The 11,838-nt window shown below is 73.9% G+C and carries 12 protein-coding genes; 6 read left to right on the top strand and 6 right to left on the bottom strand.

What is annotated here, in order from left to right; translation table 11 throughout:
• The first annotated feature begins 57 nt into the window (after window positions 1–57).
• Window positions 58–471, top strand: coding sequence for a type IV secretion protein Rhs (locus tag ACESM1_RS15570; RefSeq protein WP_372621526.1), 414 nt, complete (start codon window positions 58–60; stop codon window positions 469–471).
• A gap of 33 nt (window positions 472–504) precedes the next feature.
• Here ACESM1_RS15570 and ACESM1_RS15565 read toward each other — a convergent pair whose 3' ends face one another.
• Genes ACESM1_RS15565 through ACESM1_RS15545 form a run of 5 tightly spaced genes read right to left on the bottom strand, consistent with a single transcriptional unit; the run spans window position 505 to window position 5,459 of the window.
• Entirely contained in the window at window positions 505–2,286 is a 1,782-nt protein-coding gene (locus ACESM1_RS15565) for a polysaccharide biosynthesis/export family protein (protein WP_372621524.1), read from the bottom strand.
• A 1-nt stretch (window position 2,287) separates the two neighbouring features.
• A complete protein-coding gene (locus tag ACESM1_RS15560; protein ID WP_372621523.1) occupies window positions 2,288–3,508 on the bottom strand; it encodes a capsule biosynthesis protein in 1,221 nt (406 codons plus the stop codon).
• Window positions 3,477–4,127, bottom strand: a complete 651-nt coding sequence (locus tag ACESM1_RS15555; protein WP_372621521.1) for an ABC transporter ATP-binding protein — start codon at window positions 4,125–4,127, stop codon at window positions 3,477–3,479. The genes ACESM1_RS15560 and ACESM1_RS15555 overlap by 32 nt, the downstream gene beginning before the upstream one ends.
• A gap of 10 nt (window positions 4,128–4,137) precedes the next feature.
• Complete coding sequence (locus ACESM1_RS15550) at window positions 4,138–4,968, bottom strand: ABC transporter permease (protein ID WP_372621519.1); 831 nt, start codon at window positions 4,966–4,968, stop codon at window positions 4,138–4,140.
• Complete coding sequence (locus ACESM1_RS15545) at window positions 4,965–5,459, bottom strand: DVU3141 family protein (RefSeq protein WP_372621517.1); 495 nt, start codon at window positions 5,457–5,459, stop codon at window positions 4,965–4,967. Before ACESM1_RS15545 ends, ACESM1_RS15550 begins: the two co-directional genes overlap by 4 nt.
• A gap of 105 nt (window positions 5,460–5,564) precedes the next feature.
• Here ACESM1_RS15545 and ACESM1_RS15540 point away from each other — a divergent pair, with 105 nt between their 5' ends.
• The 3 genes from ACESM1_RS15540 (at window position 5,565) to ACESM1_RS15530 (ending at window position 8,864) form a co-directional block, all read left to right on the top strand.
• Window positions 5,565–7,397 carry a hypothetical protein gene (locus ACESM1_RS15540; protein ID WP_372621516.1) on the top strand — a complete coding sequence of 611 codons (1,833 nt, stop codon included), beginning with the start codon at window positions 5,565–5,567 and terminating at the stop codon, window positions 7,395–7,397.
• Entirely contained in the window at window positions 7,394–8,173 is a 780-nt protein-coding gene (locus ACESM1_RS15535) for an SDR family NAD(P)-dependent oxidoreductase (protein WP_372621514.1), read from the top strand. Before ACESM1_RS15540 ends, ACESM1_RS15535 begins: the two co-directional genes overlap by 4 nt.
• 244 nt (window positions 8,174–8,417) lie before the next feature.
• Entirely contained in the window at window positions 8,418–8,864 is a 447-nt protein-coding gene (locus ACESM1_RS15530; protein ID WP_372621513.1) for a hypothetical protein, read from the top strand.
• A 91-nt stretch (window positions 8,865–8,955) separates the two neighbouring features.
• On the opposite strand, the gene ACESM1_RS15525 is transcribed toward ACESM1_RS15530, so the two are convergent.
• The gene (locus ACESM1_RS15525; protein WP_372621511.1) at window positions 8,956–9,531 is read right to left on the bottom strand and encodes a glycine zipper 2TM domain-containing protein; all 576 of its coding nucleotides are present in this window, start codon (window positions 9,529–9,531) and stop codon (window positions 8,956–8,958) included.
• Window positions 9,532–9,963: 432 nt separating this feature from the next.
• Here ACESM1_RS15525 and ACESM1_RS15520 point away from each other — a divergent pair, with 432 nt between their 5' ends.
• Window positions 9,964–11,217: a transglycosylase SLT domain-containing protein gene (locus ACESM1_RS15520; RefSeq protein WP_372621509.1), complete on the top strand. Its 1,254-nt coding sequence runs from the start codon at window positions 9,964–9,966 to the stop codon at window positions 11,215–11,217.
• Window positions 11,214–11,828 (top strand): NeuD/PglB/VioB family sugar acetyltransferase, encoded by a 615-nt coding sequence (locus ACESM1_RS15515; protein WP_372621507.1) that lies wholly within the window; start codon window positions 11,214–11,216, stop codon window positions 11,826–11,828. Before ACESM1_RS15520 ends, ACESM1_RS15515 begins: the two co-directional genes overlap by 4 nt.
• Window positions 11,829–11,838 lie beyond the last annotated feature (10 nt).

Below are 11,838 nucleotides of genomic sequence, written 5' to 3'. Positions count from 1 at the left end.
GCGCCGCACCCCCGCCGCAACCCTTCCCATACCATCACCGGCGTGGAGGTTCCGCCGATGCGCCCGATTGCCGCCCTGCTCCTGTTGCTGCTCGCCCTGCCCGCCGCGGCGCAGACCGAACGCCGCTACGACGCGCAGGGCCGCAGCATCGGCCGAGCGGAGACCAGCGGCGACACCACGCGATTCTACGACGCCCGAGGCCGCTACATGGGCCGTGCCGAGGCGCGCGGCGACACGACCCGCTTCTACGACTCGGGTGGTCGCTACCAGGGGCGGGAGGAGCAGCGCGGGGACACGCTGCGCCGCTACGATTCCGGCGGCCGCTACCAGGGGCGGAGCGAATTCCGCGGCGACACGCGGCGGGACTACGACGCCGGCGGACGGAGCAGCGGGCGCGCGGCCAGGAGCGGGGGGACGGTGCGGCTGTACGACGAGGGCGGGCGCTACGAGGGGCGGGTGGAGAAGAGATAGGCGCGGCAGGCCTAGCCCGCCGCGCCTTGCCCCTCAGTTCATGAACACCCGCGCAGACAGCGCGGACTGGAAGATCAGGTTCAGCAGGTCGCGCGTCAGCTGGAAGTTCTTGGGATCCAGACGTGGCAGGGCGATCAGCTCGTCGCCGGGCTCGGGCCCCTCGGTCGGCTCGAGGATCAGCTCGCCGGACGCCTTGCGGATCATCAGCTGGTTCTCGGCGCCGCGCTCGGCGAAGCCCCCGGCCGCATTGACATAATCGGCGATCGACATGTTCGGCCGCCACACCACGCCCTGCGGCGCGCGCACCTCACCCGAAACCAGCACCGTCTGCACGCGCTCGGGGATGACGATGGTGTCGCCGTCCTGCAGGCGCACATCGGCGCAACGCCCGCCGCGGTCCATCACCACCAGGCGGCCCTCCGGCTGGGTGCGGCGGGCGCGCTGGATGTAGCTGGCGACAAGGTTGGCCTCCGAGGCGCGCACCTCCGCGACACCGGTCGTCGGCGAGATGGAGAGGAAGAGCTGGCGCTCCAGCCGGTCCATCGCCTCGTTGATGGTGCGCATCTGCTGCGCGGCCAGGCCCGGGCGCAGCAGGAAGACGCCGCGCGTGTTGGCCAGGCGCGGGTCCACCTCGACATGGTCGAGCAGCGTGCAGAGCGAGGTGTCGCGGTCGGCGATCAGCACCGAGGGACCGACCCGGCTGCCCTCCACCATTACCCGCACGGTCGGCGCGGGCGCATCGGTGATGAAGCTGACGGTATCCTGGTCGCGCAGCTGCACGCTGGCCAGCTCGCGCACCGTCACGTAGCGCGCGAAGGGCTGGCCGTTGCGGGTGCCGCGGATCACCGCATTGGTGGCCGAGGGCAGCGGCGCAGCGAGGCGCACCAGCTCGGAGCCCGGCATGGTGCGGCCTGAGACCTCGAACAGGAAGTTGTTGCGCACCGCGCCATCGGCGCCGACGACCGCACCCTGCGGCGCGACCACGATGGTGTCGCCCTGCTGCAGGTTGAGATCGGGCAGGCTGCCGGTCAGCAGGAAACTGTAGAGGTCCACCCGCGCGACCGTCCGGCCGCCGCGCTGGAGCGAGATGGCGCGGTAGGATCCGCGGCCGGGATCCACGCCGCCGGCGCGCGCCAGGTAGTCCAGGACGCTCTCGGACGCGGCGCCGAGATGGCGGCCGGGGCCGCGCACGAAGCCGGTGACGAAGACGCCGAGCGAACCGGTGTTCAGCACCGTTGCATAGACCTGCACCTGCTGGGCGTAGACGCGGCGCACCTCGCCCTCCACCACGCGCTGGATGTCGCCGGCGCGGGTGCCGCCGAGCCGCACGGGCCCGACCTGCGGGATGAAGACGTTGCCCTCGTTGTCGATCACCGCCTGTACGGCGCCCTCGACGAAGCCCCAGAGGGTGATCGAGACGCGATCACCCGGGCCGAGGCGGTAGTTCGGGTTCGGCGTGTCCGCCGGGCTCGGGGGCGCGCGGTTGAACAGCGTCGCGCCGAACACCGCGGTGGCCGGGCCGGGCATCCGCGCCGGATCGCCGAGCGGGCCGATGGCGGTTGGCCCGGCCTCGGCGGCGGTGGCCGCGCCCTGGCGCAGCGTGGTGATCGGGTCGTTGCGGTTCAGCAGGGCGTCGATGCCCGGCGCGGCGCCAATGCCGGGCGCGGGCGCGGCGGCAGGGGGAGCCGCCTGCATCGGCGCGGTGGGCGCAGCGCCGCGGCCGAACAGGCCGGGCGGCAGAAGCTGGGCCGCGACGGGGGCGGCATGCAGCAGCGCTGCGCCGAACAGCAAGGCAGGGATGCGTCGGAAGGTCATGTCAGTTCGCATGCTCGCGCGCGCTGACGATCAGCAGCCAGCCGACGCCGAACAGCACCGAGAGGCTGACGAAGACGGTCAGCGTGTTGAAGGTGGCCCGGGGGTAGAGCGCCCATTCCGGCAATTGCGGATCGGCGACCCGGAGGATGAAGACCTGCTGGCGCAGCGCGTCGGTGCGCGCCGCCTCGAGCGAGGCGGTGGTGGAGGCAAGCTCGCGATCGGCCAGCTGGCGTTCCAGCTCCAGCCGCTCGAAGCCGGCGACCTGCTGGGTCACCGCCTCGCTGCCGCGGGTCATGCGGCCGCGCTCGGTGGCGATCTGCTCCTGCAGGGCGGCGATGCGGTTCGCCAGCACCTGCACCTGCGGGTTGTCGGCGCGCATGAAGGCGCGACGCTCCTGCAGCTCGGCGCGGGTCTGCGCCAGCAGCGATTCCAGCCGGCCGATATTGTCCACCGCGCCGGTGGCGCTGCGCGTCGGGTCGAAGGCCTGCTCGCGTTCGCGGAAGGCGATCAGCGCCTCGCGCGCGGCGATCACCCGGCGCTCGGCCTTGGCCACGTCCTCCTGCGCGACGCGCACGGCGTCGCCGACGGTGCGGGCGGAGAGGGTGTTCACCAGTTCCTCAGACAGGCGTAGCACCTGCTGCGCCAGCATCTGCGCGTCGTCCGGGCGGAAGGCATGGGCGCGCAGCGTCATCACGCCGGTCTCGGCGTCGAAGACGACCTCGACGCGACGCCGAAAATACCACAGCAGCCATTCGAGCTGCGGCTCCTCCCACCACAGGCGGGCGATCGGGTCGGCCTCCGGGCGGCGCCACAGCTCAACCAGGTCGATCTCGCGTTGCAGGGCCGTGATCGCGGCGTGGCTGTCGATCCAGGCGGAGACAGCCTGGGATTCCTCACTGGAAGGCCGGGCGCTGACGCCACCCAGCGCGCTGGCCATGGCCGCGATCCGCCCTCCGCCCATATCCATCGCACCGCCACTGCCGCCGGAGCGGTTGCGCACCTGGAAGCGGGCCTCGGATTCATAGATGTTGGCGGCAAAGCCGGCATAGTAGCCGGCGGTCAACAGCGTCGGCAGCACGACGAGCAGCACGAACCACCAGCGCGCGCCGATGCGGCGGCGGCGGCGGCCGGGCTTCGGCCGGTCCGGGCGGGTGGCCGCCTGCGGCGAGATGCCGCTGGCGGCGAGAGGCTCAGAGGGCCTCGTAGGTGGCGATAGCTTCATCGAGGTCCTCGAAGAAGGTCAGCCGGCCGTCGTTCAGGATCGCGGCGGTGCGGCAGAAGGTGCGGATATGCGTGGTCTGGTGGCTGACGATGACCAGCGAACGTTTATGGAATCGTGACTCCATCGCCTGGCGGGCACGCTCGATGAAGCGCTGGTCGCCGGCACTCGTGGCTTCGTCGATCAGGTAGCAGTCGAAATCCATTGCCAGCGACAGGCCGAGCTGCAGGCGGGACATCATGCCGGCCGAGTAGGTGGAGATCGGCATGTCCATGTAGTTGCCGAGCTCGGCGAATCTGTCCACGGCGCGGACCATCTCCTCGATGGGCTTGCCATAGATGCGGGCGATGAAGCGGGCATTGTCGGCGCCGCTGAGCTGCGGATGCACGCCCATCCGCCGCGCCAGCGGCCAGGAGACCGTCATCCGCCGCTCGATGCGGCCGGAGTTCGGGAATTCCACCCCGCCGAGCATGCGCACCAGCGTGGACTTGCCCGAGCCGTTGCGGCCGAGGATTCCGAGCCGGTCGCCCCGGCGGATCACCGCCGTGGTGTCGCGCAGGATCCAGCGCTTGCCGACGCCGCGCGTCCGATAGAATTTCGACACTCCCTCGAGCAGGATCATCCGCGCCGCCTCACAGTTCGAGCCGGGGACGGACGACGCGGAGCGCGGCGAGGCCGAGCAGGTTGAACACCCCGACCCAAAAGGCGAGATAGCCGATATCGAAGTAGCAGGGCACCTTGTCGCCGAAGAAGCCCTCACGCACCAGTTCATGGATGTGGACCTGCGGGTTCCACAGCAGCACTTCCTGGATCGCCGGATCGAGCATGTGCACCGCGATCAGGACGCCCGACAGCGGCAGCGACAGGAACAGCAGCGGGTGGATCAGCGCCGCGGCGATGCGCGAGACCGCCGCGGCCGCGGCGGCGCACAGCCCGAGACCGTGCGAGTAGAGGAACAGCAGCAGCAGGCCGAGCGCCAGCGCCGGGATCGAATGCGGCGGCGCGTCGGCCCAGATGGCGAGCGCGATGACGACGAAGGCCATGACGCTGAACACCGCCGCCGCCTCCAGCGCATGCCGCGCCAGCACCACGTCCAGCAGGCGGATCGGCGCGTGGTAGAGCAGCGTCACGTTGGACCGCACGGTGCCCGGCGCACGCGAGACGATGGCGCGAAAGGTGAAGAACGGCAGGTAGCTGACCAGCGCGAAGACGAACATGGAGACGCCGGGCACGCTGTGCCCGATGCCGATGGACGAGCGCATGAACGCGATCATCCCCGCAAAGGCCAGCGGCTCCAGGAACAGCGCGAGGATGCCGATCCGGCTGCGCCCGAACCGGGTCTGCATCTCACGCAGCAGCAGCGCATGGATCACCCGCAGCTGGACGCGCAGGCCGGCGAGGGTGTTGCCGGGCCGGCCGGGCGCCTTCTCGGCGCCGCGGTCGGCCCAGCTGGTGGCGCTCATCGTCGCATCGGTCCGGCGCCGCGCAGCAGCGGCCGCGCCTGTTCCCAGCTGCCGGCCTCGGTGCGGCAGACCAGTTGCGAACGCTGCGCCATTCCCGCGCCCACCAGCACTTCGCGGCATTCCCGTCCGCTGGCCGCGGCGTAGCTGCGCGCCAGGCGAACCGTGGCCGGCTGGCCGTCCGCCAAGGTGACGCGGGCCTGGGCGCCGGGCGCGGCCTGGGCGGCGAAGGCGGCGAGCGGGTCCTGCACGGCGGGGGCCGCAGTGGGCTGCGTGGCCGGCTGGCCGGCGCCGCCGAACAGCCCCCCGCCCCCCGCACAACCGGCGAGCAAAAGCGCCCCGAACAGGGCCAACTGCGGGCCGGCGGCACGGCGGATCGCGCCGGGCAGCCGCCAGGCGCGCGGGAAAGTGTATTGATTCATCGCGTTGCAGACTAACGGAACCAGCCGGACGAAGCAAAACGGTATAACGCTCCGAACCGGCCCGCGCGCCATGGTTGTCCTTAACCTGTCGCCCGGCGGCAACGGCGGGGAAGGTCCGGGGCACGCCCGTCGCCCCCGGCGCATGCACCTGGGCCGGCTTCCGTCTAGCATGTGCCGGTGCCCGAAGCCACGCCGCCGCGCGCGCTCCCACCGCTCCTGTTCCCTCGACGGTTGCTGGCCGCCTGGCCGCACCTGCCGGCCTTCTGGCCGGAGCAGCGCGTGGCGCCGGGCGAGGACGGGTCGCCACTGCCCTTCTCCCCCGGACCCTTCCGCCCGCCATGTTTCGCCGGACGGGAGGTGCCGGTCGCCCTGGTGCTCGGCGCGCCGCCCGATCCGGTCGGCGATGCGCTCGCCAGGCCAGCGGCGACGCCGGCCGAACTGCCCGAGGTGCTGGCGCGGCTGGCGGCGGCGCGACTCGGCGGGCCGCCGGGACTGCCCGATCCGGGCGTGGCGGCGCTCGGCCTGGCGCGGCGGGCGGCGCTGGTGGTGCTCGACCCCTGCGACTCCGCCCGGCGGGAGGAAGCCGCGGCGCGGCTGGCGGCAGCGCGGGCCCAGGCGCGGGCGGAGGGCCGGCCGATGGTGCTGGCACGCGACCCCTTCGCCGCCGGCGCCCCGGTGCTGCAGGGCGGGTTGCCGGCGCTCGATCCCTGGACGTTGCTCGACGCCGCGGCGGAACTGCGCGGCGCCTCGCGCGACCTTGCGCTGCTCGCGCTGGCTGCCGGTGTCCCGTTGGCGGACGGAACGCTGGCGGGGGCGGACCCACGCGCCACGTGGGCGGCGCTGCTGGCGGCGACGCGCTGTGCCGACCCGTTCCGCAAGCGGCCCTGCGGCATCCTGGACGCACTCGACATCCTGGCGCTCTGGAAGACGCGGGCGGCCGAGGGGCGGCGAGTCGCGGCCTGCCTCGGCGTGCATCCCTACAAGCGCCGCCGGGTGGCGGCGCTGCTGGCCTCGGCGGGGCCGGCGCCTGTCTTCCGCACCCGGCCGGGCGCGGCGCTCGCCGCGGCCAGGGCGCGCGGCGGCGCGCTGCTGGCCTGGAGCGCCTCGGCGCCGGCGGATCTCCGCCGGCGCGCGGCGGCGGCGGGGGTGGAGCTGCTGTGGCTGGAGGACGGCTTCATCCGCTCCGCCGGGCTCGGCGCAGCGTTCCGGCCGGGTGCCTCCTTCGCGGTGGATGGGCGCGGGCCGTACTACGACCCGGCGCAGGCGAGCGACCTGGAGGTGCTGCTGGGCACCGCCGCCTTCACCCCGGCCCTGCTCGCCCGCGCGGCGGCGCTGCGGGCGGCGATCGTGGCGCGCGGGGTGACCAAGTACAACCTGGGCGGCGAGGCACCGGTCGTCGCGCCGCCGCCGGGGCGTCGGTGCATCCTGGTGCCGGGCCAGGTGGAGGACGATGCCTCGGTGCGGCAAGGCGGCGGCGCCATCCGCGGCAACCTCGAGCTGCTGCGCGCCGTCCGCGCCGCCGAGCCCGATGCCTTCCTCATCTACAAGCCGCATCCCGACATCGAGGCCGGCTTCCGCCGCGGCCGCATCGCCGCCGCCGACTTGGCAGGGCTGGCCGACCAGGTGCTGGAACGGGCGCCGATGGCGGCGGTGCTCGGCCAGGTGGCGGCGGTGCACACCATCACCTCGCTGACCGGCTTCGAGGCGCTGCTGCGCGGGCTCCCGGTCACCTGCTGGGGAAGCCCCTTCTATGCCGGTTGGGGGCTGACCGAGGACCGCACGGCCCTCCCCCGCCCGCGGCGGCGGCTGACGCTCGACGAACTGGTCGCCGGCGCGCTGATCCTCTACCCAAGCTGCGTGGACCCGCTGACCGAACTCCCCTGCCCGCCCGAGCTCCTGCTGGAGCGGATGGACCGGCCGGAGCTGTTTCCGCCGGGGCGGCTCGCGGGCATCCGGGCGGTGCAGGGCTTCGTTACCCGTGCGGTGGCGCGGCTGAGGGGGTGGCGGTGACGGCCTTCGGCGCGGTGGCGATCACCGGCGCCTCGCGCGGATTGGGCGCGGCGCTGGCGCGGCGCTTCGCGGCACCGGGGGTGCGGCTGCTGCTGGTGGCGCGCTCCCGCGCCGCGCTCGAGGCGGTGGCCGCGGAGTGCACGGCGCGCGGCGCGCGGGTGCGCATCGCGGCGCTCGATGTGCGGGACGCGGCGGCGCTCGCCGCAGCGCTCGCGGCGTTCGAGGTGGAAGGGCCGGTGGAGCTCGCCATCGCCAATGCCGGCACCTCGGCCGGGACCAGCCCGGATGGCGCGCCGGAAGATACCGCCGCGGCGGCGGCACAGGTGGCGGTGAACCTGCTCGGGGCGATGCACCTGGTCGGGCCGCTGCTGCCGGGGATGCGGGCGCGCGGGCACGGGGCGATCGGCCTGGTCGCCTCGCTCGCCGCCTTCCGCGGCCTGCCGGACACGCCGGGCTACTGCGCCAGCAAGGCCGGGCTGTTCGCCTGGGGCGAGGCGCTTCGCGCCGCGCATGGGCCGGAGGGAATCCGGGTCAGCGTCATCTGCCCGGGCTTCTTCGACAGCGCGATGGGCGATCGCTATCTCGGCCCGAAGCCGCTGCGAATGGGGCTGGAGGCGGCGGCGGAGCGGGTGCATCGGGCGCTGCTGCAAGGTCGCGCGCGGGTGGTGTTCCCGGCACCGCTCGGCTGGCTGCTGCGGCTGCTGGCGCTGCTGCCGCCCGGCCTGGGCGACCGGGCGGTGCGGCTGATGCGTGTCCGGGTGCGGCCGGAGGCGTGACAGTCGGCCGGGGCAATGCAGCCGGATGGACGGGCGGCGCGGGTCGTCGCACGATATTCCCGATCCGAATCGAGGAAGCGTCATGCGTGCGGTTCTCGTCGCGCTCCTGCTCCTGGCGGGGTGCGCTGCGCCGGATGCTCCAGGGACAAGGGCCACGGCTGGCCCATCTGGTGCGTCAGACGCGGCACGTGCCGTCGAGTCCCTTCCATCGGAACTGGGGCCGTTCCGGCGCAGCGGCGAGGTGATGAATGCCGAGCGCCTTCCGGGCGGCGCAGGGCTGGGCGTCTCTGTGCGCTACGTCCCCGCGAACGGCGAGCGGATGATCGCGACAGTCTACCTCTACGACCGCGGGCAATTCCGGCAGCCGGAAGGTGGTGACAGCCCCGATGTGCTGCAGGAACTGCGCGCGGCCGCCGCCGAACTCAATGCGGTGGCGCGCATGGGCCGCTATCGCTCGGTTGCCTTTGATACCGGCATGGACGTGGGGCCCATCCGCTGCGCGAATTTCCGCATCGTGCAACAGGACGGCGCGACCACGGGTGACAGCGTCTGCGTGACCATCCAGCACGGCAGGTTCGTGAAGGTGCGGTTGACTTCGTGGAGCCCTCCGGATTCCACCGCGGCCGGCATCGCCGCAGCCGGCCTGACTTCGACCGTTCTCGACGCGCGGACCCGCGGAACGGGCTCGTAGACCCGGGAGTCGCCGTCATGGGCGGGCCGCTGGCGTGTGCCGAGCCAGCGTGCCTCCGTGCGGCTGCACCGAGGCACGCCGGAAACCGTCGCTACTTCGCGGGGCCACCGACCGGCGAGACGACGGCGCCGGCCTGCGGCACGTAGCCGGATTGCGGCGCCACGCCCGGCGCCGGCGCATAGCCGGGGGGCGGCGCGCCAGCGGCGCGGGAGAGCCGCACCCGGTCGCCACGGGTGATCACCACGCGGTCACCGACCTGCAGCGCTTCCTCATTGGTCTGCACCACGGCGATGTCGCCGCCGCGGTCCTCGCGCACGACGAACTCGATCGCGGTGCCGCTGGTCACGCCACGGTCCACGGCGGATCCGGCGATGCCGCCGAGCAGCGCGCCGCCCAGGCCGGCCAGCGCGTTGGAACGCCAATCGCCACCGATGAAGCTGCCGGCCAGGCCGCCCGCGACGGCGCCGCCCACCGTGCCGATCCCGGTGCCGCCGCCCTGCACCTGCACGGGCCGGCTGCCGACGATGGTGCCGTAGGAAACGCTCGCCGCGCCGCCCAGTCCGCGCGCGGAGACGGTGCTGCCGGTATTCGCCGGCGCACAGGCCGGCACGGTCGCCACCAGGGCAAGGGCCGCCATCAGGGGAAGCAGGGGGCGGGAAGTGCGCATCGTCAGGGAATCCTCCGGTCAGCAGCCGGGTCGGCGCAGGGCGCCGCCAGCATCGTCAGGGCAACGCCGTGCGCGGGATATGGGCAGGCACGGACAGCGTCACAGGGGTACCATTCTGCACCCATTCACCCCGACATGTGAACGGCGGCGCCCGTGAGCGGCGAAGGCGAACGGCGATGCTTGCCACGGTTCTGCCATCATCGGGTTGTTGCCTGTGAAGGCCTAGCCGCGCTAGGGGTTTAGGCCTTGGACTTGCCTTGGGGCCTGAAGGCTCGGCGTGCATGCGCCTGCCAGCGGGACCGTAGATCACTTGCTTGAACGACGGGACGGACGTCGGGGTTGGCCCGGGGTGCGCAGGGCCGCAGGGGGCGGCGGCGCACCAGGGGGGGCGGGCTTCGGAGACCGGCACCCGGCAACCGACGGAGTACGAGCATGACCCGGTCCCGACCCACGCGGAGCACCCGGCCAATCCTGGCGTGCCTGCTGGTCGGCACCCTGGCGGCCTGCGGCGGCTCGCCCCAGCGCGCCGCGGTGCAGGCCCCCGCCATCTCCAGCGAATGGCCACGGCCGGAGGGCTACGACCGGCCCGGGCCGTCCAGCGATCCCTGGGGCCCCTACATCCAGCAGGCCGCACGCCGCTTCGACGTGCCGGAGCGCTGGATCCGCGAGGTGATGCGCCAGGAATCCGGCGGACGGCAGAGCGTCACCTCGCATGCCGGGGCGATGGGGCTGATGCAGGTCATGCCGGGGACCTATGCCGAGCTGTCCCGCCGCTACGGGCTGGGGGGCGACCCCTACCATCCGTGGGACAACATCATGGCCGGCACCGCCTATCTGCGCGAGATGTACGAGCTCTACGGCGCGCCGGGCTTCCTGGCGGCCTACAATGCCGGCCCTCGCCGGCTGGAGGACTATCTCTGGGCGGGCCGCGGGCTGCCGGCCGAGACGCGCAACTACGTCGCCCGCATCGGGCCGCGCATCGCCGGAACCCATCCGAACCGCCGCGCGGCGCCGGAGATCTACGCGGCGGCCGAGATCCCGCTGAACATCCCGGCCGGCCCGCGCCGTGGCGACACCGCGACCATGCTGGCGCTGCGCGACCAGCGCAACGCGATGGATCCCGGCATCCGCGTGGCGCAGCTGCCGCCCGGCCCGGTGGTGCGCATGGACCCGATCCCCGACGGCACCACCACGCCGGCGCCGGTGCAGCTGGCCTCGGCCGGCGCGCCGGTGCTGGCGATGGCACCGGTCGCGAGCCCGGGCGATTTCCAGCGGCGCATGGAGCCGATCTCCAGCCCGGGCGACCCCGGCACGCTGGTGGCCGAGTCGCTCGCCCCGCCGCCGGCGGCGCGCCCTTCGCGCGGCTTCTCGCTGATCCCCAGCGCGCAGGCCGGCACGCTGCCGGTGCCGATGCGGGCTGCGACCGCCGCACCCGCAGGCGGCGGCGCCTGGGGCGTGCAGGTGGGCGCCTTCGCCTCCGCCAACCTAGCGCGCGCCGCGGCCGACCGGGCGCGCGGCCTGGTCGGCGCGCGCGGCACGCAGGTGGTGGTGGAGCCGGTGCGCCAGGGGCGCGGCACGCTCTACCGCGCGCGGGTGGTCGGCCTGTCGAGCCGCGCCGCCGCCGACCAGGCCTGCGACCGGCTGCGCAGCCGCGGCGCCTGCATGATCGTCGCGCCGGGGGTTTGACGGGCCTCCTCATCCTCGGCGCCGGCGGCCATGCCAAGCCGGTGATCGAGGCGCTGCGCGCCAGCGGGATCGGGATCGCCGGGCTGCTGGACGATGCGCCCGGCGGGCCGGTGCTCGGCCTGCCGCGGATCGGCACCATGGCCGACCTGCCGCGGCTGCGGGCCGAGGGGCTCGACCAGGCGGTGGTTGCCATCGGCGACAATGCCACGCGCGCCAGGCTGGGTGCCACCTGCCGGATGCTCGGCATCGCCATGCCGTCGGTGATCCACCCCGCCGCCCTGGTCTCGCCGAGCGCGCTGGTCGGCCCGGGCGTGCAGGTGATGGCACGCGCGGCGGTCGGCGCCTCGGCGGCGCTCGGCGCGCTCACGCTCGTGAACACCGGCGCAATCGTCGAGCATGACTGCCTGCTCGGCGAGGCGCCGCATGTCGGCCCGGGCGCCGTGCTCTGCGGTTTCGTGCGGATCGGGCCGCGCGCGCTGGTGGGTGCCGGCGCGGTGGTGCGGCCGGAGGTCGAGATCGGCGCCGACGCCGTGGTCGCGCCGGGCGCGGCGGTCGCGAAGGACGTGCCGCCGCATGCGCGCGTCGGCGGGGTGCCGGCCAGGCCGCTCTGATCCGCCGCCG

Source organism: Falsiroseomonas sp. (assembly GCF_041690465.1).
Classification (GTDB): domain Bacteria; phylum Pseudomonadota; class Alphaproteobacteria; order Acetobacterales; family Acetobacteraceae; genus Falsiroseomonas.
The sequence above is the reverse complement of the archived record's forward strand: the minus strand, read 5'-3'. Positions and strand labels throughout refer to the sequence as shown.

Coding starts and splice junctions, on each gene's coding strand:
- ACESM1_RS15530 (WP_372621513.1), top strand. CDS start 8,418: ATGAATGCCGAGCGCCTTCCGGGCGGCGCAGGGCTGGGCGTCTCTGTG.
- ACESM1_RS15520 (WP_372621509.1), top strand. CDS start 9,964: ATGACCCGGTCCCGACCCACGCGGAGCACCCGGCCAATCCTGGCGTGC.
- ACESM1_RS15545 (WP_372621517.1), bottom strand. CDS start 5,459: ATGGCGCGCGGGCCGGTTCGGAGCGTTATACCGTTTTGCTTCGTCCGG.
- ACESM1_RS15565 (WP_372621524.1), bottom strand. CDS start 2,286: ATGACCTTCCGACGCATCCCTGCCTTGCTGTTCGGCGCAGCGCTGCTG.
- ACESM1_RS15550 (WP_372621519.1), bottom strand. CDS start 4,968: ATGAGCGCCACCAGCTGGGCCGACCGCGGCGCCGAGAAGGCGCCCGGC.
- ACESM1_RS15525 (WP_372621511.1), bottom strand. CDS start 9,531: ATGCGCACTTCCCGCCCCCTGCTTCCCCTGATGGCGGCCCTTGCCCTG.
- ACESM1_RS15560 (WP_372621523.1), bottom strand. CDS start 3,508: ATGAAGCTATCGCCACCTACGAGGCCCTCTGAGCCTCTCGCCGCCAGC.
- ACESM1_RS15555 (WP_372621521.1), bottom strand. CDS start 4,127: ATGATCCTGCTCGAGGGAGTGTCGAAATTCTATCGGACGCGCGGCGTC.
- ACESM1_RS15570 (WP_372621526.1), top strand. CDS start 58: ATGCGCCCGATTGCCGCCCTGCTCCTGTTGCTGCTCGCCCTGCCCGCC.